We start from the raw sequence: 22440 nt of genomic DNA, 5'->3' as shown, positions 1-22440 counted from the left end.
CCCGGCCTTGACCAGAGAGCAACTCGAAACCCATCAAATCCCGGTCTACTTCGCGGCCGTGCTCGCAGCCCTTGCCTTCGGCCTGCTGGCCACCGACACCGCACACCACCTGCAAGCCCTGATCACACCCGCCATTGCCGTGCTGATGTACGCGATGTTCCTGCAGATCCCCTTCCTCGACCTGCGCCAAGGCCTGGGCAACCGCCGCTTCATCAGTGCACTGCTACTGGCCAACTTCGTCCTCATCCCACTGCTGGTCTGGGCCATCACCCGCGGCTTGGTCGCGCACCCGGCCATCCTGATCGGCGCCCTGCTGGTGTTGCTAACCCCCTGCATCGACTACGTGGTGGTGTTCACCCACATCGGCAAAGGCGACTCACGCCAGACCCTCGCTGCCACGCCGCTGCTGCTGTTGGTGCAATTGGTCCTGCTGCCGGTGTACCTGGCGTTGATGCTGGGTGACGACAACGCCGTGGCAATTTCCATCGCACCCTTCGTGGAAGCCTTTGCCCTGTTGATCGTGTTGCCGATGATTCTGGCCGTGCTGACCAGCGCCAGCGCCCGCCGCTCCCTCGTGGCATCGAAGTGGAACGACGCCTGGGCGTGGATGCCGGTGCCGGCGATGGCATGCGTGCTGGTGGTGGTGATCGGCTCGCAGATCGCCGCCGTGCTGCGCGATTTCGAGCGCTTGCTGCCAGTGATCCCGGTGTACCTCGGCTTCATGCTGCTGGCGCCGGTGATCGGCTTTGCCACCGCGCGGCTGATGCGTTTGCCGGTGGCCGAGGTGAGGTCGGTGACGTTCAGCGCTTCGACGCGCAATTCGCTAGTGGTGTTGCCGTTGGCGTTGGCGTTGCCGGAAGACCTGCGCGGGTTGGCGGCGGCGGCGGTGATTACCCAAACGCTGATGGAGTTGGTGAGCGAGTTAATTTATGTGCGCGTCGTGCCCGCATGGGTGCGAGACAGATGAGGCTATGAGGGTTCAGCAAGCGCTGAACCTTTTGCTTGCACCTGACCGAACGGATGCTGATAGAATGCGATGAATTCTCATTAACATCTATCGTATCCCGTGCACTCCACCTCATCGGCAAATCATCACCCGCATCAGGCCATCGATCAGCTCTACAGCCACCACCACGGCTGGCTGCAGAACTGGCTGCGCAAGCGCTTGGGCAGTGCCGCCGATGCTGCGGACCTGGCCCAGGACACCTTCGTGCGGCTGCTCAGCAGTGCAACCGGCGAGGCGCTGAATTACACGGCCCCGCGCGCCTATCTGGCCACCATTGCCAATCGCCTGGCCCTCAACTTCTATCGCCGCCGCTCGCTGGAGCAAGCCTACCTGGCTGCGCTGGCGGAAACGCCAGAAGAGTTGGCACCGTCGCTGGAACATCAGGCGCTGGTGCTCGAAGCCCTCGATGAGATCGACCAGGTACTCGCCCTCCTGCCCGCCCAAAGCCGACAGGCGTTTCTGATGGCGCAACTGGAAGGCTATACCCAAGAAGAAATCGCCAGCCGGCTCAAGCTCAGCGTCCGTACCGTGCAACGCCACCTGGCGCGGGCGTTTGAAGAATGCATCGTGCTCGCCAGTACGCACGATGAGTAATACCCCCATCGACCGGCGCATTGCCCGCGAAGCCGCCAGCTGGTTCGTGCGTTTGCAGAACAGCAGCGCCGGCGCCGCCGAACATGCCGCCGGCGCCGAATGGCGAGCGCGGCACGCTGACCACGAACGCGCCTGGCAACTGGCCGAGCGCTTCAGCAGCCGTGCCCAGCAACTTAGCGGGGAACCCACCCGCGCGGCGCTGGAGCGCCCGCGCAGCCTGGAGCGCAGGCAGGCACTCAAGACCCTTGCATTGCTGATTGCCACCGCCCCGCTTGGTCTCGCAGCCTACCGGGGGCTGCCGTGGCGCGAGTGGCAGGCGGACGTGCGCACGGCCACCGGGGAGCAGCGCAGCGTGCCCTTGCCGGATGGCGGGCAACTACGCCTGAACACCGGCAGCGCCGTCGATATCGCCTACGACGACAGCGTTCGCCGCGTGCGCCTGATCGCCGGTGAGATGCTGGTCGAGGTGCCCCTTGAGCCTGCCAGGCGCCCGTTTATCGTCGATACCGCCGAAGCGCACCTCAGCCCGCTCGGCAGCCGCTTGCTGGTGCGTCAGTACCCAGGCAGCACGTTCCTCGCCGCGCTAGAGGGCGCTGTCGAAGTGCGCCCGCGCCTGGCACGGGGTGACGACGGCCTGGTGCGCCTGGCGGCCGGCCAGCAAACCCAGGTCAGCCTCCAGGCTGTACAGCCCCCCATGCCGCTGGCCGAGCAGCGCCTCGACTGGCTCAACCATGTGCTGCGGGTCGAAAAGACGCGCCTGGATGACTTCATCAGCGAGCTGGGGCGCTATCGGCCTGGCTTGCTGCGTTGCGACCCCGCCGTGGCCCGGCTGTTGATCTCTGGCACCTTCCAGCTGCGCGACACCGATCAGATTCTGCGCGCCTTGAGCCAGACGCTGCCGGTGGACATCCACTTCCGCACGCCCTACTGGGTCACCGTCACGGCGCGCGTAAATACGTAACAAGAATCATTGTCGTGTTTTGCTCAGGTTGCGTGTCCCTTCCGTAAGCACATCACTTTTACAGGGCGGGACGAACACATGGCGACGACGCAGGGCATGCAACCATTGGCGCGCGCAGTACACGCTGCTGCATTGGGCCTGATCATCACCGGTGGCGGCCTGACTGCAACCGTGTCGCAAGCCGCCGAGCACAGCGCGCAGCAGGGCCGGACCTTTCAGGTGCCCGCCGGCAACCTGAGCAGCGCCCTTTCCGATTTCGCCAGCCAAGCCGGTATCACCCTGCCCATCGAACCAGGCCTGGTCGAAGGTTTGCGCAGCCCAGGCCTGAACGCCGCCACCAGTGTGGAAGGCGGCCTGCAGCAACTGCTGCAAGGCACCGGCCTGCAAGCGTCACCGCAGGGCAATGGCCTTTACCTGCTGACACCACAGGCCGCGGGCACTGGCCTGGAGCTGGGCGCTACCAGCATTACCGGCCAAGGCCTAGCGGCGACCACCGAAAACAGCGGGTCGTACACCACCGGCACGATGCAGACGGCCACCAAGCTGCCCTTGAGCCTGCGCGAAACCCCGCAGGCCGTCAGCGTGGTCACGCGCAAGCGGATGGACGACAAGGCCATGACCACCATCAGCGATGTGGTCAAAAGTGCGCCAGGTATCTTCCTCAGCAACTCCGGCGGTGCCGGTCGGCCCTCTTTCAGTGCCCGCGGTTTTGACGTCGACAACATCATGTACGACGGCTTCCCCACCAGCTTCCTGACTTACCTGCCCAGCGGCGAAGCCAACCTGGCCATGTACGACCGGGTCGAGATCGTGCGCGGCGCCACCGGGCTGGCCCAGGGCGCCGGCAACCCCGGGGGTGCCATCAACCTGGTGCGCAAGCGCCCGACCCATGAATTCCAGGGCACCCTCACCGGCAGTGCCGGCAGTTGGGACGATTACACCGGCACGCTGGACATCGGCGGCCCACTGAATGAAACAGGCACCCTGCGCGCCCGTACCGTGGTCTCCAAGCAAGACGCCAAAAGCTTCCGCGACTCTGTGGAAAGTGACCATGACCTGTTCTACGGCGTGGTCGACGCCGATTTGAGCGAAAGCACCACCCTCACCCTCGGCGCCTACCGACAGAAAAACCACACCAACTACATTTGGGGCGGTTTGCCGATGGCCCGTGGCGGCGGCCACCTCGGGCTGCCACGCGACACCTTCCTCGGCCATGACTGGGAATATTCCGACAACCGCACCACCGGCTATTTCGCCACCCTCGAGCAAGGCTTCGCCAACGACTGGACACTGCGCCTGGCGGCCATGCAGACCAAGACCGACACCGACGTGCTGGCCTCTTCGATATGGGAATACGACCGCCACTATCTCTGGACCGAAGCCATGGAGCAGAAGGAAAAAGGCTACGACCTGGCCGTCAGCGGCCCCTTCCAGTTGCTCGGTCAAACCCATGACCTGACCGTTGGCGTCAGCAAGCGCCAGCTGGATTATCGGTCTGGCAAGGCCTGGAGCGATTTCATCGACGCCGGCAGCAACCTCTTCGAGTGGAACCCCCGCGGCCATGCCAAGCCGGATTACGTCACGGGCCCCAACGGCCTCCCCGAAACCACCACCCAGGACAGCGTCTATGCCAGCAGCCGCCTGCGTTTGACCGACCCGCTGTCGCTGATTCTGGGTGGCCGTCTCGACTGGTACGAATTCGACGACAGCGAAAGCAGCGAAAACAACTACAAGATCACGCGCAACCTGACCCGCTATGCCGGCCTGGTCTACGACCTGGACACCAACCACTCGGTCTACGTCAGCTACACCGATATCTTCAAGCCGCAGACCAGCAAAGGCCTGGACAGCAAAGTGCTCGACCCTGTGGTGGGCGAAAACTACGAAGTGGGCATCAAGGGCGAGTACTTGGGTGGCGCGCTGAACGCCAGCCTGGCGGTTTTCCAGATCGACCAAAAGAACCGCGCCCAAGAGCTGCCTGATGTCAAAGGGTGCGGTTCAGGCGCCGCCAGTGCCTGCTACGAGGCGGCCGGCCTGGTGCGCAGCAAAGGCATCGACCTCGAAATCCAGGGTGCCCTCACCGACAACTGGCAACTGGCTGCCGGCTACACCTACACCCAGACCAAGTATGTCAGCGACGCCAACAAAGCCCGCGAAGGCGAAGACTTCGACCGCGCCAAACCGCGCCAGCTGTTCAAGCTGTCGACGATCTACACCCTGCCCGGTGAACTGCAGCGCTGGCGCGTGGGTGGTGATATCTACCAACAAAGCCGCATCCGCACTTCGGGGGGCGCCGGTTCTACAGCATGGGAAAACCAGCAAGGCTCATACACCGTGGTGGGGTTGGTGGCAGGCTACCAAGCCAGCGAACAGCTGGACCTGCAGGTCAACGTCAACAACCTGTTCGACCGCACCTACTACAGCAGCGTGGCCAATGGTGGGTGGAGCCCGTATGACATTTATGGCGACCCACGGAACGTGAAACTGACTGCGCGGTATAGCTTCTAGTCGTTATAAAAAGGGCCCACGCATTGCGGGCCCTTTGGCCGCGCGTGTTGGGTGTGGTTTGAGCGGCGACGCTAAGGCGCCTTCATCGCATCAGTCGTTGCCTTGATAATCTCTTTCGCTGCTTCAACGCTGATCGGCAAGGGAGCCTGTGAATCATCCTGCTCAGGCTTTGGCCGATGATGGAAGTAACGTAGCAACGCAATCAGTAGCAAGGTTGGGACAGTCGATAAAGCCACGATGATGGGAATATCACCCGTCGAATGAGGTTTGACGGAAGTGAAAAAGTACCAAGCGCCTGCGGAAATACGAATATTGCCGAGGAACACGCAACCTAGCAGTGCGAGGTAAAAAATGATGACCAACGCCACGGTGACAGTGGTCAACCGCTTTTCCCATCTGAAACGCCAGGATTCACGCCTCAGATAGTCGCTGACCAAGCCGGTATTTTCCGCTTCTCCAAGAGACAGATCATCACTCGTGTCTGTCATAAGAACCCAATCGCTTTCAGCCTGAACTCCATGGCTGCCGTCGATACGCCGAAGGCTCTCGCCAACCGAGCAAGGTCAGTGACCCTCTGCTCCATAACCATATGTTTGACCAAGGCCGCAGGCATCAACAAAGCCGCAGCGAACCTATTGGCAGCAACTTCTTTGGGGTCTCGTGCTCTTGCACTGAATTGCTCGAAGGTATCCCGCGGAGCATCCAGATCACCATGCACATGGTGGCCAATTTCGTGAGCGATGGTGAAGCGCTGACGTACAGGCGCATCCGTGACGTTGTAGGTAATCAACGGTTTGCCATTCCGATAGGAATAGTGGCCGCTCTCGTTCGGACGCCAGCACTCCTGATCGAATGGGGTGAGCGGCTTGACCTCAATACCCATGGCCTGAGCGATGGCGAGCGGGTTTACCGGCAGTCGACCATCCCAATGCGCTTGCAGGACGTCGTTTGCAGTGCGGTACTCCATTCGGCCTCCTGAATCTGGGTGGGTGTTTATCAAAACTGAGGGGCGATTCTGCACAAGTCAAGAGGGGTGGTCAAATTCATGTTGACACACGATGTATCTGTCGTTCTCACGATGAGTGAGGGCCGGCACTACACTCCCCTCCCGGCCCCTCATAACCCACTGATTACAACGCATTCATCTCAGCAATATCCCGCGCCACCTGATCCGCAGAGTGGTCAAACATCGCCTGCTCCTGCCCATCCAGCGGCAATTCGATCACTCGCACAATCCCCTCTTCCGCCAGCACACAGGGCACCCCCATGGCGATATCGGTTCGCCCGTATTCGCCCTCCAGCACCACCACCGCCGGCAAAATGCGGTTTCGCCCATTGGCGATCGCATCCACCATCTGCGCAATCGCTACACCCGGCGCATCACAGGCACTGCCCATTCTCTTCAACCCCAAAATCTCACCGCCCCCCTTGCGCGTGCGTTCCACAATCCGCTCTATCTGCTCGCTGGACAGGAAGTGCGACAACGGCACAGATCCCACCTGGCAGTAGCGCATCAGCGGCACCATGCTATCGCCATGCCCGCCCAGCACCAGCGCCGTGATATCCCGAGCAGAAAACCCCGTCTCCTCGGCAATGAAGCACTTCATGCGCGCGGTATCCAGCACCCCCGCCTGCCCGAACACCTTGTTACGGCCCTGCCCGCTGAGCGACCAGGCACGATAGGTCAGCACGTCGACAGGGTTCGACACCACCAGCACCGTCGCCGCTGGCGCATGGCGTTTGATATCCCGCATGACGCCATCGAGAATCGGCAGGTTGATACTCAGCACATCCTGCCGCGACTGCCCCGGCTTGCGCGGCACGCCTGCCGTGATCACCACCAGTTCAGACCCCTCCAGCATGTCGGCCTTGGCCCCGCCGTAAACCCGCGTATCGGACCCAGCCTCGACCGCCGCCTGCCACACATCCAGCGCCTTACCCTGCGCCAACTCACCCTGCACATCGATCAACGCCAGCTCACGGCAGAATTCATCCCGGGCGATGATCTGAGCCGCCGCCTCGCCCACCATCCCGGCACCCACGATTGATAGTTTGTTCACCTGACACCTCCCAGCGGCGCGTGCCACCAGGAACACGCCTGCGTATAGAGAGAAGTATTGCCTGCTAATGCCCAAAGGCCACCCTGAGGTGGCCAGTGGTCGTTTTAGAGGGGGGAGCGTTGGCTTCCAGGCACCACGCCGGTTAATCGGCCGGGCTCTGCTCGCGCTGTGACATCACCTTCCCGCACTGCTCACTGGCCAGGCGGCTGATGATCTGGATCGCTTGATGGATGCCAGCCGTGTTGCGGAAGCTCAGGCGCGGGTTGTGTTCGCATTCCAGCATTTCGTCGTGCTGGACCAAGGCTTCGCCGAGCAGTTCTAGGGTCCAGGCGTAGCTTTGAATGGTGGAGAGGCGTTCGTGGTCAGTCATGGGGGGCCTCCTGGGGTTTGGAGGTGGGGTGGGATTGGGTGTTGAGGGGGTAGAAACGGTGGGGGGTGGCGGCCGGCGAAGGGCGGCGGAGAGCGGATGCGAGGATCCTTAACGGACTTAAAGTGAGCATGCATGAGGTCCTTTTCGGTTGAAGCACCACGCTGACCGTCGCCAAACGATTAGGGTGGCAGCTGTACGCGGGTTGGCGAACCGAGGAAAAGGAACCCGGCAGACCCGAAGGTCTCCCACGCACAGCCGCCATTACACGAAACTGCGGACGCAAAAAAAGCGCCTGCAATCGTGATCGGGGCGCCGTTGCGCCTTTTCGTACGGGTCGCCAAACCCGGTCGCGGAATGGTCCGCGACTTGAGCAAGTTATCTGGGTGGGCTTTGTATTGCAAGGTTCGGGGGTGTGTGAATATTCGCCGAGAAGCGTAGGTTTCTCGGCGCTGGCCAAGGACTCTACTGTCGAGGCTGAACGATCAATTCTGGGCAGCGTGGCGCATCTAGTTTCCAGTACGTCCGAGAGTGTCAGTTTTTTTGTGTGCGGGCCGATAACGGCCTGCCGTCAGGCAGGCCATGCTTTTACCAGGTCGGCCTGATAAATCGATCTCCGTACAGAATCGCAAATTGATTCATCGCACTCTTCCAGTCATGAGCCGCCGAGCCCCAGTTTGCCGTGATGTTACGCAGCCCAAGCCAGATCAGCTTGGTCGCTGCGTCATCCGTCGGGAAGTGGCCTCGGGTCTTGATGATCTTGCGTAGCTGAGCGTTGATGCTTTCGATAGCGTTGGTCGTATACATCACTTTTCGAATCGCAGGCGGGAAGACAAAGAATGGAATCACTCGATCCCAGGCTCGTCTCCAGGCCGCCACCACCGTTGGGTATTGCTTACCCCAAGGGCCATTTTCAAAGGCATCCAGTGCTTGCTCAGCCGCTTCTGCGTTGATGGCCTGATAGATCGGTTTTAGCGCCTTGGCCAGCTCACGGCGCTTGTCCCACGCCGCGTAATCGAGGCTGTTGCGGATCAAGTGGACGATGCATGTTTGCAGCGTTGTTGCCGGAAATACTGCGCTTAGCGCCTCTGGCATGCCTTTGAGACCGTCGGTCACGGCGATCAGCACGTCCTCTACGCCGCGGGTCTTGAGGTCGTTGAAGACCTTCATCCAAAACTTCGCACCCTCGGTGTTTTCGATCCAGATACCAAGAATATCGCGCGTTCCATCGGGTAAAACACCCAGCGCCAAGTAAATCGCCTTGTTGCGGACAAGGCCTTCTTCTCGGATCTTGACCCGCAGCGCATCGAAGAAAATGACTGGGTACATCGGCTCAAGCGGTCGCTGTTGCCACGCACCAATTTCCTCCATCACCTCGTCTGTGACTGAGCTGATGAAGTCATGGGAAACATCCGTCCCGTATTGCTCAGAGAGGAAAGCGCGGATTTCTCGAACGGTCATGCCTCGGGCATACATGGCGATGATCTTGTCATCAAAACCGGTGTAACGCCGCTCATGCTTGGGGATCAGAATGGGGGCAAAACTGCCATCCCGATCACGGGGAATCTCCAGCCGCAGCGGGCCATCCCCCGTCAAAACCGTCTTGCCCGTTTTACCATTGCGCTGGTTGGTTTCATCCTCTGGGCGCTGCGCGCCCGGCGGATACCCCAGGTGGTGACCGAGCTCGGCACTCAATGCTCGCTCGATCAAGGCCTTCTTGAAGGCCGCAGAAGCGTCTTCGATAGCCTCTGCGGTCATCAGCCCCTCACCGAACTGTTCGAGCAGCTCCTTGGGGATTTTTGGTAGGTCACGAAGGGGTTTCTTTTTGGTTGGCATACATGCACCTCTTACTCATGTTATGCCCGAACACAAAATTTCTGACACCCCCGTACGTCCAGGCGCTTTTCAGCGGAGCAAGCTACGAATCACAACAAACAGCACTACCAAGCCCACAACTCCAGAGGTCACCAACCAGCCCGTCGAGGCCATCGCGTGGAAAAAACCAGGGAAGAGTGGCGTCTTACCAAGCTTCACGAGCACAAGGCAAAGCCATGGCATGAGGATGACGTAAAACAGTGGAACGTAAACGATTGTCTGAAGGACCAGTGTCAGTCCGCCAGCCCAGTCGTTCCAGTCGTGTGGTTTGGCCATGGTGTTTTCCTTTTCTTGAAAGGGATGAGTGAATCATCCGCTTCCTATTGCCTCAACCCCAGTACCTACGCTCTAAGTGCTGGGACAGAATGAGACAAGCAGAAACAGCAAAGCCCGCGATAGGCGGGCTTTGCTGAGGGTATTTCGTAACAGTCATGGACTGATACCAAATGCTTTAATGGTGCGGAGACAGGAATCGAAATGTGACCATTTCAACTTGTGAAACATGGACAAGCCTAGTTTAACAATCGCAATGTATCCCTAAACGTATCCCTAAAAGAAAATTCACCTTGAGATGTGGCGACTCAAAATTGGATTCAGAAGCTTTGCTCCCCCCTTCCCGATCCACCGTTGATTCGCGTCAGAATCGCGACTACCTTCGATGGCACTTTGACAACACCAGTAGGTACGCTGATGAACCGTAGGGAAGTGAGGGATTACCTTTTTAGCGACGGTGATGGTTCGCACTCAATCTCAGCCCAGATAAACGCCGCATCCACTGAGGTTAGCCAGCTGCCGGAACGCAGGCTCTTGGAGACTGATGTCGAGTCTTTAGTCCAGTATTTTGTGGAAAAATACGACGTTGAGATTCCCACTCTCCTTCGAGATGAGATCGTTGCATCCCAGCATGAGCGGCAGGTGGAGGTCTGGGATCACTGGGACAGGCAGATGAGAACTGTTCCTGGTGAAGCGTACGACTTCGAAGTCCCTTTTCAAGGAGAGGCAGATATCTTTAAGCTGCGTCCCAGCTCGTTCGATTTCAATCCTCCTCGCGCCCAGGTTCGCAAGCAACATTTGGCCTTCACCATAGCCGATCGCTCGCTAACCCCTGAGACCATCAAGGCACAGCTCGATTCGACGCTTGCGTCCATTGAAAAATACTTAGAATCGCATCGCCGCCAGTGGTCTGGATTCAAGCAGCAAATCGAGAATGCCGTAAGAGCAGAGATAGACGCCCGCCGCACTAAGCTACTCGCCCAAAAGGAAAATGCTTCAAAGCTCTCTGGGCTGGGCATTCGTTTGAAAGAAAAGGTTGGGGATGCACGCAGCTATATCCCGCCAACGGTCAAACAAAAAGTCGTGCCCCAGCTACCGCCGATGACTCCAGCGAGTCCACCCGAACCCACGCTTGATATGAAGCAGTATGAAACAATTCTTGGCCTGGTTCGTGGAGCTGGTCGGAGCATTGAGCAAAGCTCATCGCGAACGAGGAAGCTTGACGAAGAATCGCTCCGGGACCTATTCCTGGTACCGCTTAACGCCCATTTCGGCACAGCGACAGGGGAGGCGTTCAACTATCAAGGTAAAACGGACGTCCTCATACGCCATGAAGAGGGCAACCTCTTTGTAGCTGAGTTCAAGATATGGGGTGGAGATAAACGCTTTTTAGCCACCATTGACCAATTACTCAGTTACTTAACCTGGCGTGATACAAAGACGGCCATCGTCATGTTTAACCGAAATGCCGACTTCACAGCAGTGGTCCAGAAAATGCGGGACCTAGTGAAAAGTCATCCCCTCTATCTCAGCGGACCGGTCAGCTTAGATGAAACGAGCGACCGCTATGTATTTTCCCTCCCCCAAGACAGTGGACGTAAAGTGACTATCTCCTTGCTCGCCTTTGACTTGGGTAGAGACTGACAGCAGATCTCCCCTTGCCAAGGCTTACCAGGCAAGCCGGCCACGACCGCGATCCTTACCAGCACCGTAAGGATCGCGGTTGACGTTCGAAAATTTGCACAATTCACTGGAGTTCACCGCGTTCACCGGTTCACTAAGCTGGGAGGACATTCGCTAACGAAGAGCCGCGGGTTCCCGTCCCCGTATCTCATGATTTTCTCTAGGGTCCCCCGCCCGTTTCCCGCATACATCACTCAAAAAAATCCTGAGCGATCTTCATCGCTGAAGGTTCAGTAGGCAATGGGGCGAGGGTATGAGCGAATTCAATGTGTTTCATGTGTTTCGGGTGTAGCATTAACAGCAACCTATTGAATTCATTGGAAAAATACATGCAGGCGGATGAACTCATCCTCGTGTAACGCCGGCGTTTTTAGGTGTAACTGTGTGTTGCAACTCCTTCTTATGCCAGCGCCATGCACACCACCAGTAAGATCATATTAGTCGGGGGGAAAATCCGCTTTTACTCATTGAATGGGCTATGCGGCTACGCAGGTTGACCTCGACTGGAGACAAGGGACACTCTGACACCGACCTCAGGATGCCCTGAAGCCGTCTCTTGTAGAGCCATCGAGTATCACAGGTCTGGCAGTATTGACGGAGCTAAGCCAGCACCTGTCGAGATGGCCGAATCGTCTGTTGAGCAGGGTTTCAGTCGATGGCGTCACATGTAGTTGCAAGCTCCGTTCAGGCCCCAAAGCCCATCGAGCTTCAGGGTGAGGAAAGAGAGCCTAGACTGATCGTTGGATGGACAGTAGCATCGTGCCCTAACCAACAGCCTTTTGGCTTCAAATCAAGACCTTCAGGAGAGACTATGACCCTAGTAAATACTCTGAAGGCTGGTATTGAAGAAGTAAACTTTCGATACAAGTATCAACAACTACTCTATACACAAAAAAAACAATCATAACAAACCAAAACTTTAAGCTTTCGGCTAGAAAAACTTAGGGCATCAGAACCATGAAGGTTGCAATCTGCATCGATTACGACAATCTTGAAAAAATACACAAAATGGAAGGGATACTGTCCGTTGCCACTAAAAGCCTGATAAAGCTATCAGAAATAATCGACTCCCCCATTCGTAACTGTGAGATTCGCCTCTATGGTGGATGGTATGAAGGAGAGGCTCGAAGTAAGCTTTCTGAAGATTTGGCAGCCAACCTTCTTAATGATTTCCCCGCTGTAATCAGAGCTCAACTGAGAAACGGCGAGGTATCTAAAATCGTCACCACAGCGGAACTTGCCTTCTCGCTACTGGAAGAACCAGCGCACTATCTATTCAACACGTATAGAAAGAAAGGCAAACCCAGCAATATACGGGTCACTTCCAAAGATGACGCAGGATGTAAATCGGAAACATGTTTACTTCCGTTAGCTCGAAAACTTTTGCAGAAAGGTAGCTGTCCTGCGGTAGGGTGTAGCACTGAAGACAACTCTCTAATCTATCGACACGAGCAGAAAATTGTCGACACAATGTTAACATGCGATTTGATGTATCTAGGCACTCAGGATTATCACCATGTGATGCTTATAAGTGCAGACGACGACTTTTTACCTCCTTTGAGAACACTACTTTTACGCGGATCTAAAGTAATCCGTATGCATCCAAAGCAGAGTGCAGCCAATCAGCCGATCATCGCGGCGGGCAAGACACTTCTAGAAATGGTACTCTAAAAATGCAGATCGATACTTTCAAATCAATTATTAAGACTTTTGCCGACCCGGGAGAAGAAATTCTCTACGACAAGCAAAGAATTATGTTTTCGATAAACGGAAACTTGATTGACGCAATTATTGTATCTGATTCAGGAGATATTTATATCGAAGAGTCAGGTCTCCGCTTACCTGCGAGCAGATGGATCGTACAAAGGCTTGCTAATCTTCCACTTCTTTGCAATCGAATTTTAGAGCAAATTCAGGAACACAAAAACTTTGTATCACCCGCTGCTGATTTTCTACCATCCCTTGAGTCCCAGCCAGATGAGGCTACGACCAAAGTAGATGATGCGTTGAGAGCAACTCTCAACGCGCTAAACGAACGTTCACCCTTTGAGACGAACGTTCTCTATATTACGAGCGATGCGGGCGAGGGTAAAACGTCCCTTATTAACCGCGCAGCTCGTGAACAAGCGAGGAATTTCTCCTCCGGCAAGTCAGACTGGCTTCTAGTACCTATTATGCTAGGTGGCAGACACTTCCTCCGGTTTGATGACATCACTGTAGGTGCCTTACAGAATAAGTACAGGTTCCCCTTCCTATACTATAACTCTTTTCTCGCCCTGGTTAGAATGGGGGTAATTGTACCGGCATTTGACGGCTTCGAGGAGATGTTTGTAGAGAACAGCTCAGGTGAGGCTCTTTCTGCAATGGGTATACTGGTAGGGGCTTTGAACTCAACTGGATCAGTAGTAGTTGCAGCACGAAAGGCATACTTCGAGTTTGAAAATTTAAAATCACAGGAAAAGCTTTACGACACAATTTCCAGCTATTCTGTCGGCTTTTCAAAACTGGAAATAAACAGATGGAGCAAGAAGCAGTTCCTACAATATTGTGAGAACCGCTCCATCAGAAACAGTGAAAACATTTATGAAAAAGTATCTGAGCGCTTGGGTGAGGATCATTCTTTAATCACGAGACCAGTACTTGTACGCCGACTAGTAGATATTGCTGAAGCACATCCGCTAGAAGAGTTCCTCGACAAAATTCACTCATCGGGATCCGACTTCTTCTCAGTCTTTGTAAAAAGTATAATCGAGCGCGAAGCCATGGAGAAGTGGATTGATCGCTCAGGAGACATCGGCTCTAACTTGCTAACCGTAGAAGAACACTGCGAACTTCTTTCATTAATTGCCGTTAGCATGTGGGAAGCGCGAACTGATTACCTAAAGCAGGACCACCTGGACATGGTCGCAGAATACTTCTGCGAATCTAAGAAAAAGTCATCACTTCAATTCCAGCAAATTCGAGACCGGATAAAGGGGCACGCGCTCCTAGTTTCCTCACCCGATAACAACCGCTCAGTAGAATTCGACCATGACGAGTTCAGACAATTCTTCTTGGGTGATGGTTTGGGATCAATAATGAGCCCAGACAACAAAACATCAGTATCAGAAACGTTGAATATTCTTCGCCGCGGAATTTTGCCAGAGCACACTCAAATCGCGCTTGTGCGGTCTATTACTCGCCAAGGAGCGGAGTCGAGACTCTCCGCTGCAGCCCTCCTTTCAAGAATCAGCAAGATGGATGGCCAAGCATCATATACGAGAGAGAACTGTGGCAACCTTATTTCCCGCCTGCTAAGTGGAATCTTGGCGAACGAGCTTTTACTTGAGGAAATTTCTTTCGGCATCGATTGTCTTCGCGACTGCAAACTCCACAATATCCGATTCAAAGATTGCTACTTCGCCCCCGGAAGTTACGAAAACACGAAGCTCTTCGAATGCAGCTTTGAAAACTGTAATTTTGGGAAAATTGTAATTCACGACACGACCGAGTTCGACGGAGTACACTTCAAAAACTGCTCCTTTGATTCATTACGCCTTGAGCAAGCCGGGGTTGAAGTCTGGGAGCCGTCTCAAATCGAAATCCAATTAATAAAAGCCGGCTGCAAATTCGAGCACGAATCTGATCAAACCGCAGACGAAAAAACACTTACGCTTGATGAAAATCTTGGACTCGTAGAAAAACTCTTGCGTTATTTTATGCGCAGCACGCACATCAGCGAATCCGTGATTAAGATCAAACTCGGCGACCGAGGCCAGTACTTTATCGACTACGTGCTTCCAGATTTAATTCATAGCGAAATTTTAGAAGAAATCGATAATCGTGGCTCAGGAAATCAAAGACGATTCCGATTAAACAAGCCGCTGCAGACGCTAAGCATGCACCTCGCTTCAGCACAAGGATCGTACGATAGTTTTCTGACCCGCTTTACTTAATACAGCTATTGTTTCACGATTTTTCTAGATTTACGTCAGCAGTAAATTTCACAGAGACTGGTGGGGCCTAACGGCCCTATCAGCGATATGAGCTCCACCAACACATTTGCGAAAAATCTATCAGTCAACAACCATTTCACAACCAAAATACCTAGAATCAATTATGAGACCACAAACAAATACTCACAGAAACATCCACCACCACAACTAAGCATCCATCATATTTCGTGGGGTCATGGCTTACTCTTATCGTCGACACGCCCCTGAATTGCTAAATTCATCTCAAGCTTGGCAGATAACCAAATGACCATTTCTAAATTTGAAACCTCCCAGCTACTGCCAATACTTAACGAATTGGACGAACCGACCGAGCTAGCTTCTGACTACGCACAGAGAGTTAAAAGAGAACTACCGAACTTCCCTGAGTCGGTAATCACACAGCTATTTTACGATCATCACCATTGCGTCGAAGAATACTCATGGCTTGAGTATCACTCGCTAACTTTCAAGCTCGCGACGGTAGGACCCGATACTCTAAACCTGCCATGCCTATGCGAGAATGAAACGGTTGTGCAGTATCGAGATTATTTTTTAGAGGGCACCGAGAGTCCTCGTATGAAGCGCTTGGCTCTATACATAAAGGCACACGGAACATGGCCAGCGCCACCAATTCTGTTTGACAATCCAAAAGGTGGATTTGTTTCGCCTTGGGGGCTTCACTACTCAACCCCTTACGACCTTTTAGAAGGGCATCATAGGATGGCTGTCCTCTACGCATTGGCCAAGCATACGCGTGATGCCCATGAAATATGGCTGCTCCAGCGTTCAGTTGGGTAATAGTATCTGCCATAAGTCGATCTCGAATCTCAACAAGAATTTTTCAGAATCCCTCACTATCAACACCGCGGGTCTGTTTGCGGAACTCACATTCACATAGATTGTATTCACACATTACCTATCTCTATTCTATATTTTATTTTTCAACGAAGAGATCTACGCTTTTTTTGCTACTTCACGATACATATCTATGCATACTGAATCAAAAACTAGACGACGGACATTATAGTTTAAACTCAAAATCTTAAGCATTGACTCCACATATACTCTGAAGGACAACCTTACAGCGAGTGCATCACCTTTCAAAGTAAAAGTAATGCACTCGACGATTAGTCCGACTGATTTATTTTCCTGATGTTACGCAGGAATCTCGATATCGATAATCTGCGACGGGGAGTATTTGTGACTCATCTGAGCTAAATCTCCATCATTCCAATTGGTGTAACTCTCCGTTTGACTACTCACGTGGAAGCGGTGAAAAGCCATCCCTTCGCGCCCCATGTAGCGCTTAGCTGCATACAGCTTAGCCCCCAGATCAAGAAGTGCTTTTACCGACGTATCCCACTGCTCCTCTAGGCGCTCAAGGGCTACTATTACAGCGGAGCGTTCGGCCTTGAGAATCTCCTTAGCAGCCTCATCGATATGCGCGTCGATCGTTTCAATTTCCTGCTCCATGGCAGCGATCATCAAGCCCTGGCGGCGCTGATGCTCCATCGCTGAGCTCAAAGCCTTCGCCGCTTTTTGCGCATCATCGGCAGCTTTTTTCTCGCCCTCTACGTCGCTCCAGGCAACCGCCTGGGCGTAGGCCCGCGCGGCCTCCTCCTCAGCCTGTCGAGCATCAGCAATCACCTTTTCGGACTGGCTTCTAGTTTCCGCCAACCTCGCACTCAGCACCCTGCGCTTGCCCTCTAGGTCTACTTTGTCAGTTGCCCAGTTATTCATGGTTACTTTGTACTCTGCCATCAGCTCGGAGCTATTGGCTTTTCGGTCCCACCATGCAATGTCTCGATCAATAATGGAGGCTTTGTGTGAATCGCCCCTGGTTTCGTAGACACCTCCAAGCCTCATAATGAGGCCCAAATAGGAGGAGCCATGAGCCGTCAGCGTTACCCTGAAGAATTCAAGATCGAAGCGGTCAAGCAAGTGACCGAGAAAGGCAATCCTGTCGCCGATGTTGCCCAGCGCCTGGGCATGTCTGTTCACAGCCTCTACGCCTGGATCAAGCTCTACAGCAAACCCCAAGAGCAGCGTCAGCAAGACGATGAGCAGCAAGCCGAACTGCGCAAGCTTCGCGCAGAACTCAAGCGCGTGACTGAAGAGCGAGACATCTTAAAAAAGGCCGCCGCGTACTTTGCCAAGGAGTGCAACTGAAGTACGCCTTCATCAAGAAGCACTCGACGGATTACCCGGTGCGGCGCCTTTGCCAAACCCTCAAGGTGCATCCCAGCGGCTACTACGCCTGGCTGGCCGAGCCTCAATCTGCCCGAGCAAAAGAAGATAACCGTCTTCTTGGCTTGATCAAACATGCTTGGCTCGAAAGCGGAGGTGTGTACGGCTATCGCAAAATTCATGATGACCTGCGTGAGCTGGGAGAGACATGCGGGCGAAATCGAGTCGGTCGTTTGATGCAGGTAGAGGGGTTGCGTTCGCAAACGGGCTATCGCCGTCGTCCTGCGTTTTATGGCGGAAAACCAACAGTGGCCTCGCCTAACCACCTTGCCCGGCAGTTCAAGGTCAGCGAGCCGAACAAGGTCTGGGTGACAGATATCACTTACATCCGCACCTATGAAGGATGGCTTTATCTGGCGGTAGTGCTGGATCTCTTCTCACGCCAAGTAATTGGTTGGTCAATGAAGCCAAGGATGTGCAGCGACCTTGCTATCGACGCGATGCTGATGGCCGTTTGGCGACGTAAGCCACAGCAGCAAGTGATGATTCACTCAGACCAAGGCAGTCAGTTCAGTAGCTCAGATTGGCAAAGCTTCCTTAAGGCCAATAATGTGATCAGCAGCATGAGCCGACGGGGAAACTGCCACGACAATGCCGTAGCCGAGAGCTTTTTCCAGCTTTTGAAGCGGGAGCGAATCCGACGAAAAATCTACGCAACGCGTGACGAAGCCCGAAGTGATATTTTCGATTACATCGAGATGTTCTATAACCCAAAGCGTCGACACAGCAGTGCTATGCAGCTGTCTCCAGTAGAGTATGAGAAACGCTATTTTCTGAGCTTGGAGAGTGTCTAGGAAATCAGGGGCGATTCAGTGCTCGATGGTTCCGACCTTCGATTTCACTTCCCGCAGGCGGATCTGAAGCTCCTTACCTGCTGGCGTTTCAGCATAGTTTTCGTCACTGAGGTGGTCTTCGTATTGGGCGATTTGCCCATTGAGTTCCTCAAGTTCTGCTTGGTATTGGGTGCGTTCGGTGTTCAGTTTTTCAAGGCTCTGCATTGCTTAGTCATCCATAGAAGTGAGGTGTGAGTTGAGCGGCTGGCGAGGCCGGACGCGCCGGCGCGTGCCTCATGTGGGCTGGCAGCCGTCAGGCCGCCACAGCCTCTGCCAGCGGGGCCTCGGTGTTGGGTTCGCTCAGCACTACATAACAGCGCTGCATGCCCATACCGGGAAGGCGTACGGTGCAGGACGCTTTTCCGTCCTTGCCGCTCTGAAGAACGCCTCGCTCTATCAACTCGCGGTTCACGGCGGTGATGTTCATTCCACGGAACACCTCCGATCGCCACGCTTCTGGGAGTACGTAGTAGGTGATGGTGGTGTGCATGGTGTCGCCCATGCCGTGCTCCATGGTTTTGCGGAAGCCCAAGCGGTCAATTGTGCGTGGACCGTGTTCATCGATCTTCGCGGCGGTGGACTCCCACCGCGTGAATCGGCTTTCACCAAAGCGCTCGATGACTTGGCGCAAGCGCGCCATGATGGCTTCGCCTTCCATGTTTCCTGCACCGCCGCGTTCAGCCAGCCAGGCATGCAGACAAACGCGTGCCGCAGTGAGTGCCACGCCATCCGGCCAGCCTGTTACGCCCAGGGCGGTGGCCAGCTCGCCAGCGGCACCAGCCAGGCCGAAACGCAACGCTGCACGCTGCACCTGTCCACTCGCCGAAGCGGGGAGGTTCTGTGCGATGAATTGTTCGACGCTGCGGCGCATGATGCTGACCCAACCGGGAAGCTTGCCAGGAGCGCACAAGGCCTCCAGGAAGGCCGTGAGCGGCGTCCCGTAAAACTTGCTCACTCGCAGCTTAAGTGCGTCGGAGAGTGCTGCTGCATCCTCAAATCCGCACAGCGTGTCGAACATGCCTAACCCTTTGCTGGCGTTCGCCGGCACCGCCAGCATGCGCACTTCCATACCGGCCTTGAGCTCCTTGTTGGCCTCGGCCATGTGCTGCGCCAGGGTTTTCTCTCCAGTCGAAAGAAACAGCAGGCGCCATTCCTGTACCGACCGGCCTGCTTGCCCGCGATCATTCGCCCGGGCTTTGCCGGTGCCGTTGCCAAGCATATAGACCGTCTCGCCGATGATGCGGGCGTCGCACATACCGATCTCGTCGAGGATCAGCAGTCCATCGGAGTGCGCTGCCGCGATCGACTCCAGGGCGTTATCGGTCGATCGCCAGGAACGTACCAATCGCGGCCCGCCGTATACCGACGCGGCCACCTGCAGGTGCGTGGTCTTACCACCAGAGCTGTCGCCGTAGAGGTGAAAACCTCCTGATTCGTGCCCCAGTAGGTGAAGCAATGGACCAGCAAAGGCCGTACTGACCACAAACGCCAATCGATGATTGCCGATGCACAAGGCACCGATCTGGCTTTGCCACTGCGCCAGCGTGCCCGACTCGTTGATCGGAGGAAGCTGAGCGCCAGCGTCATAAAAGTGCAGGTGTTCACCGTGCTGGCCAACCTGACGATCCGGCAGTAGAAAGGCGTTGTTATGCCAGCCCAGACGGGTGACTAGTCGCGCCCGCTGGGTACTGTCGAAGCCCTGCAGGTAACTCTGCAGATCATTGCGCGCATGCCGGCCCGACCTCGAACCTGCCAAGCGCAAACCCATGTCGACCAATGGGCCCAACACATCTTTGCCGAAGTCGCCCGTCATGGTGCGTGCCGGAATGTTCCAGCGCTTCTTCTCGCCATCGGGGTCATCGAATTCAACGAGCAGCCCCCAGTTGTGACCCTTCTCGTCACGGGTCCGTGCAAGGATTTCCAACGGCGAGCACACCGGGCGTGCCTCACCATCCTCGGTCGCATAGAACACACCGTCTTCTGTGAGGCGGAAACCGGTCGGAAGCAGGTCACGGTTGGGGCGAGACTTAGGTTTGGCTGACTTGCCGGACTTCGTATCGGCTGGCTCGACCGTAGGCTGATCGCTCTGAATTACAGCTGAGAACAGTTCACCGCTCTCAGCCAGCAATACCAGGTGTTCGGCAGTCCACCCCTTTTCCAGTGCATCGGCAGCGTCATCACCATCGAGCCAGCGTCCACCTTTAGCGAAGTGGGGAGCGCCACCTTTGAGAACGGGTTTGCGCTTGAAAGCTGCAAGGTCGACGGTCTGCACCGTGCACCCCAAATCAGCCAGCCTGGCCGCCACGGCCTGCATGCATTTCGCGCCACTGTTATCGTTGTCCGGCCACAGCAGAACCCCACGCCCTTGCAGCGGCGTGAAGTCCGCCTTGTGCCAGGAATTGGAGCCGTTCGGCCAGCAGGTGGCCACATGCCTGGGCAGAAGTAAGGCTGCCGCATCGGCGGCCTTTTCGCCCTCACACACCACTACCGGCGCATCAGGACGCTCACTCAGCTCTTCCAGCCGTAGCAAAGGACGAGGCTCCGCGAGCCCCTGCCAGCGCCATTGGCCCGGCCCACGATCGCCACGCCTGCACCAGGTCAATGGCGCAAAGACCTTCTTGCTGGGTTCACCTTCAACGCGCTCTTCATCGAAGCGATAGAGCACCATCAACGGCTCGCCCTCGGCGTTGCGGTAACACCAGACCTTGGACGGCGCACCATGTTGTCGATGCCTGCTGGGGCACTTCGTCATAGCATCGGCAGGAATCGGCAGCACGGCCTGCCATTCAGCAGCAGCTGTTTTTTGGGCTGGCTGAGGTGGCATGGTCACGCCGGCATCAACGCGCAGAAAGTCCACGAGCTTCTGGCAAGCATCCACATCGGTGCCACCGTCGAGGTAGCGCACCAAGTCGATTAGATCGCCACCTTTATCGCCCGTGGCAAAGTCCGCCCAAGTACCTTTGTTCAGGCTGATTTTCAACGAGCCGGCGTGCTTGTCATTTCGCGTTGGGTTGGGTGCGGTGTATTCCTTCCCACCGTCCACGCGCTTGCCGCTGGGTAGCCAATGCGAGAGCACCTTATCGATCTGTCGCAGCGCTTCAGCTTTTACTTGGGCGAAGGTGGGGCGACGGGTATTGCTCTTGACTCCACTCATGCGCCACCGCCTTGGGCAAGTTGCAGCCCGGTGGCGACGTCATCAATTATTGCCTTCGTCATCTCACCGAGGTAGTGAGCAGCCCACACCACGCTTTCATTGTCATCTTCCATGCCACCCCGAAATGTGAGCTTGTTGATGCAATCCATCAGCAACGAGGCCTGTTCCAACGCCTCCTCGCAGGAAATGCCGGCATTCACACGAAACAGTGGCGCATTCTGCGAATTACACTGAGCGAAGGTGGCGCCACCGGCAGTATTGATCTGAAAGGTTGTCTTCATTGCGCACCTCCGGACATCGAATGTCGGGTCGATTGGTCACCATGGATCGCGAGGGTGCGGATCAGGCCCAGGGTCCCGCGGACGTCCCACAGGGCAGCGGCAATGACGTGGTTCGCCAAGCGGGGTGTGTCACATTCAAACTGGTCCTCTAGCAACAACAGAACGGCGTTGGCGCGTTCAACTGCACAGGTGATGGCGTCGATGGGAATGCCCGCATCGGCTTGAGTTGGAACACAGAGGAGGTCTTCAGGAAGGGCCATGCTCAGCGAAGCGCTCATTGCGCACCCCCGGTATTCTCCAGGGCGCGAGCCTTGGCAATATGGTCGTTGTAGCGAGCGAGGCGGGTACGAAGGCTGGAGTCGGCGTGCAGAGCGGCGAGAGCCATTGCTCTGTGAGCAGCGGCGCGAATTTTGGACGGATTGAGGGCATGCATCGGGTGTTGCTCCTTGAGTTGAGGAGCCATCACCGCTTGCGGCCAAGCAAGGAATGGTGACGGCTGTACGCGGGTTGGCCGACCGGGACTCAAGGCACCCGGCACACCCGAAGGTGTCCCACGCACAGCCGCCATAACACGAAACTGCGGGCACAAAAAAAGCGCCTGCAATCGTATGGTGGGCGCTTGTG

19 protein-coding genes are annotated in these 22440 nt (G+C 55.8%); 8 read left to right on the top strand and 11 right to left on the bottom strand.

Going from position 1 to position 22440, the window contains the following annotated elements; all coding sequences use genetic code 11:
* The first annotated feature begins 7 nt into the window (after window positions 1–7).
* From LOY53_RS03480 to LOY53_RS03465, 4 genes are all read left to right on the top strand, one after another.
* The gene (locus tag LOY53_RS03480) at window positions 8–967 is read left to right on the top strand and encodes an arsenic resistance protein (protein WP_258703605.1); all 960 of its coding nucleotides are present in this window, start codon (window positions 8–10) and stop codon (window positions 965–967) included.
* Between the two features lie 99 nt (window positions 968–1066).
* Window positions 1067–1600 (top strand): sigma-70 family RNA polymerase sigma factor, encoded by a 534-nt coding sequence (locus LOY53_RS03475; protein ID WP_252826638.1) that lies wholly within the window; start codon window positions 1067–1069, stop codon window positions 1598–1600.
* Window positions 1593–2561 (top strand): FecR domain-containing protein, encoded by a 969-nt coding sequence (locus LOY53_RS03470; protein WP_252826637.1) that lies wholly within the window; start codon window positions 1593–1595, stop codon window positions 2559–2561. The genes LOY53_RS03475 and LOY53_RS03470 overlap by 8 nt, the downstream gene beginning before the upstream one ends.
* Window positions 2562–2639: 78 nt before the next feature.
* Window positions 2640–5069, top strand: a complete 2430-nt coding sequence (locus tag LOY53_RS03465; protein WP_258703604.1) for a TonB-dependent siderophore receptor — start codon at window positions 2640–2642, stop codon at window positions 5067–5069.
* 71 nt (window positions 5070–5140) lie between these two features.
* Here LOY53_RS03465 and LOY53_RS03460 read toward each other — a convergent pair whose 3' ends face one another.
* From LOY53_RS03460 to LOY53_RS03435, 6 genes are all read right to left on the bottom strand, one after another.
* Window positions 5141–5557 (bottom strand): hypothetical protein, encoded by a 417-nt coding sequence (locus LOY53_RS03460; protein WP_252826634.1) that lies wholly within the window; start codon window positions 5555–5557, stop codon window positions 5141–5143.
* Window positions 5554–6036, bottom strand: a complete 483-nt coding sequence (locus LOY53_RS03455; RefSeq protein WP_027594541.1) for an ImmA/IrrE family metallo-endopeptidase — start codon at window positions 6034–6036, stop codon at window positions 5554–5556. The genes LOY53_RS03460 and LOY53_RS03455 overlap by 4 nt, the downstream gene beginning before the upstream one ends.
* 163 nt (window positions 6037–6199) lie before the next feature.
* The gene (locus LOY53_RS03450; protein WP_252826633.1) at window positions 6200–7129 is read right to left on the bottom strand and encodes a malate dehydrogenase; all 930 of its coding nucleotides are present in this window, start codon (window positions 7127–7129) and stop codon (window positions 6200–6202) included.
* A gap of 142 nt (window positions 7130–7271) precedes the next feature.
* Window positions 7272–7499 carry a hypothetical protein gene (locus LOY53_RS03445; protein WP_186703597.1) on the bottom strand — a complete coding sequence of 76 codons (228 nt, stop codon included), beginning with the start codon at window positions 7497–7499 and terminating at the stop codon, window positions 7272–7274.
* A 585-nt stretch (window positions 7500–8084) separates the two neighbouring features.
* Window positions 8085–9332, bottom strand: coding sequence for an IS256 family transposase (locus tag LOY53_RS03440; protein ID WP_258702816.1), 1248 nt, complete (start codon window positions 9330–9332; stop codon window positions 8085–8087).
* Between the two features lie 69 nt (window positions 9333–9401).
* A complete protein-coding gene (locus LOY53_RS03435; RefSeq protein ID WP_252826632.1) occupies window positions 9402–9647 on the bottom strand; it encodes a hypothetical protein in 246 nt (81 codons plus the stop codon).
* Between the two features lie 414 nt (window positions 9648–10061).
* Between LOY53_RS03435 and LOY53_RS03430 the strand changes: the two genes are divergently transcribed.
* The 3 genes from LOY53_RS03430 to LOY53_RS03420 all read left to right on the top strand — a co-directional run bounded on the left by LOY53_RS03430 (window position 10062) and on the right by LOY53_RS03420 (window position 15262).
* Entirely contained in the window at window positions 10062–11288 is a 1227-nt protein-coding gene (locus tag LOY53_RS03430; RefSeq protein WP_258703603.1) for a hypothetical protein, read from the top strand.
* A 996-nt stretch (window positions 11289–12284) separates the two neighbouring features.
* Complete coding sequence (locus tag LOY53_RS03425) at window positions 12285–12998, top strand: NYN domain-containing protein (protein ID WP_258703602.1); 714 nt, start codon at window positions 12285–12287, stop codon at window positions 12996–12998.
* Between the two features lie 2 nt (window positions 12999–13000).
* Window positions 13001–15262: a pentapeptide repeat-containing protein gene (locus tag LOY53_RS03420; protein ID WP_258703601.1), complete on the top strand. Its 2262-nt coding sequence runs from the start codon at window positions 13001–13003 to the stop codon at window positions 15260–15262.
* Between the two features lie 1194 nt (window positions 15263–16456).
* Here LOY53_RS03420 and LOY53_RS03415 read toward each other — a convergent pair.
* A complete protein-coding gene (locus LOY53_RS03415; RefSeq protein WP_258703600.1) occupies window positions 16457–17062 on the bottom strand; it encodes a hypothetical protein in 606 nt (201 codons plus the stop codon).
* Between the two features lie 129 nt (window positions 17063–17191).
* On the opposite strand from LOY53_RS03415, the gene LOY53_RS03410 reads away from it, so the two are divergent.
* Window positions 17192–18342, top strand: a protein-coding gene (locus LOY53_RS03410) for an IS3 family transposase (RefSeq protein WP_212624354.1) whose coding sequence is annotated in 2 segments (ribosomal slippage) — window positions 17192–17426 and window positions 17426–18342 — 1152 coding nt in all. Because the reading frame shifts where the segments join, the coding sequence is not laid out codon by codon here.
* 15 nt (window positions 18343–18357) lie between these two features.
* Here LOY53_RS03410 and LOY53_RS03405 read toward each other — a convergent pair.
* The 4 genes from LOY53_RS03405 to LOY53_RS03390 all read right to left on the bottom strand — a co-directional run bounded on the left by LOY53_RS03405 (window position 18358) and on the right by LOY53_RS03390 (window position 22094).
* Complete coding sequence (locus tag LOY53_RS03405; protein ID WP_258703599.1) at window positions 18358–18546, bottom strand: hypothetical protein; 189 nt, start codon at window positions 18544–18546, stop codon at window positions 18358–18360.
* An 88-nt stretch (window positions 18547–18634) separates the two neighbouring features.
* On the bottom strand, window positions 18635–21535 hold the full coding sequence (locus tag LOY53_RS03400) for a DUF927 domain-containing protein (RefSeq protein ID WP_258703598.1): 2901 nt from the start codon (window positions 21533–21535) through the stop codon (window positions 18635–18637).
* Window positions 21532–21816: a DUF3077 domain-containing protein gene (locus tag LOY53_RS03395; protein WP_258703597.1), complete on the bottom strand. Its 285-nt coding sequence runs from the start codon at window positions 21814–21816 to the stop codon at window positions 21532–21534. The genes LOY53_RS03400 and LOY53_RS03395 overlap by 4 nt, the downstream gene beginning before the upstream one ends.
* Complete coding sequence (locus LOY53_RS03390; protein WP_258703596.1) at window positions 21813–22094, bottom strand: hypothetical protein; 282 nt, start codon at window positions 22092–22094, stop codon at window positions 21813–21815. Before LOY53_RS03390 ends, LOY53_RS03395 begins: the two co-directional genes overlap by 4 nt.
* Between the last annotated feature and the right edge of the window lie 346 nt (window positions 22095–22440).

The sequence above is a fragment of the Pseudomonas sp. B21-031 genome (assembly GCF_024748985.1).
GTDB classification, from domain to species: Bacteria; Pseudomonadota; Gammaproteobacteria; order Pseudomonadales; family Pseudomonadaceae; genus Aquipseudomonas; species Aquipseudomonas kermanshahensis.
This window is presented reverse-complemented; position numbering and strand designations above follow the sequence as displayed.

What these genes read in the sequence shown, in the direction of transcription:
- LOY53_RS03470 (WP_252826637.1), top strand. Translation starts at nt 1,593, where the DNA reads ATGAGTAATACCCCCATCGACCGGCGCATTGCCCGCGAAGCCGCCAGC.
- LOY53_RS03465 (WP_258703604.1), top strand. Translation starts at nt 2,640, where the DNA reads ATGGCGACGACGCAGGGCATGCAACCATTGGCGCGCGCAGTACACGCT.
- LOY53_RS03460 (WP_252826634.1), bottom strand. Translation starts at nt 5,557, where the DNA reads ATGACAGACACGAGTGATGATCTGTCTCTTGGAGAAGCGGAAAATACC.
- LOY53_RS03455 (WP_027594541.1), bottom strand. Translation starts at nt 6,036, where the DNA reads ATGGAGTACCGCACTGCAAACGACGTCCTGCAAGCGCATTGGGATGGT.
- LOY53_RS03445 (WP_186703597.1), bottom strand. Translation starts at nt 7,499, where the DNA reads ATGACTGACCACGAACGCCTCTCCACCATTCAAAGCTACGCCTGGACC.
- LOY53_RS03440 (WP_258702816.1), bottom strand. Translation starts at nt 9,332, where the DNA reads ATGCCAACCAAAAAGAAACCCCTTCGTGACCTACCAAAAATCCCCAAG.
- LOY53_RS03435 (WP_252826632.1), bottom strand. Translation starts at nt 9,647, where the DNA reads ATGGCCAAACCACACGACTGGAACGACTGGGCTGGCGGACTGACACTG.
- LOY53_RS03430 (WP_258703603.1), top strand. Translation starts at nt 10,062, where the DNA reads ATGAACCGTAGGGAAGTGAGGGATTACCTTTTTAGCGACGGTGATGGT.
- LOY53_RS03425 (WP_258703602.1), top strand. Translation starts at nt 12,285, where the DNA reads ATGAAGGTTGCAATCTGCATCGATTACGACAATCTTGAAAAAATACAC.
- LOY53_RS03420 (WP_258703601.1), top strand. Translation starts at nt 13,001, where the DNA reads ATGCAGATCGATACTTTCAAATCAATTATTAAGACTTTTGCCGACCCG.
- LOY53_RS03415 (WP_258703600.1), bottom strand. Translation starts at nt 17,062, where the DNA reads ATGGCAGAGTACAAAGTAACCATGAATAACTGGGCAACTGACAAAGTA.
- LOY53_RS03405 (WP_258703599.1), bottom strand. Translation starts at nt 18,546, where the DNA reads ATGCAGAGCCTTGAAAAACTGAACACCGAACGCACCCAATACCAAGCA.
- LOY53_RS03400 (WP_258703598.1), bottom strand. Translation starts at nt 21,535, where the DNA reads ATGAGTGGAGTCAAGAGCAATACCCGTCGCCCCACCTTCGCCCAAGTA.
- LOY53_RS03395 (WP_258703597.1), bottom strand. Translation starts at nt 21,816, where the DNA reads ATGAAGACAACCTTTCAGATCAATACTGCCGGTGGCGCCACCTTCGCT.
- LOY53_RS03390 (WP_258703596.1), bottom strand. Translation starts at nt 22,094, where the DNA reads ATGAGCGCTTCGCTGAGCATGGCCCTTCCTGAAGACCTCCTCTGTGTT.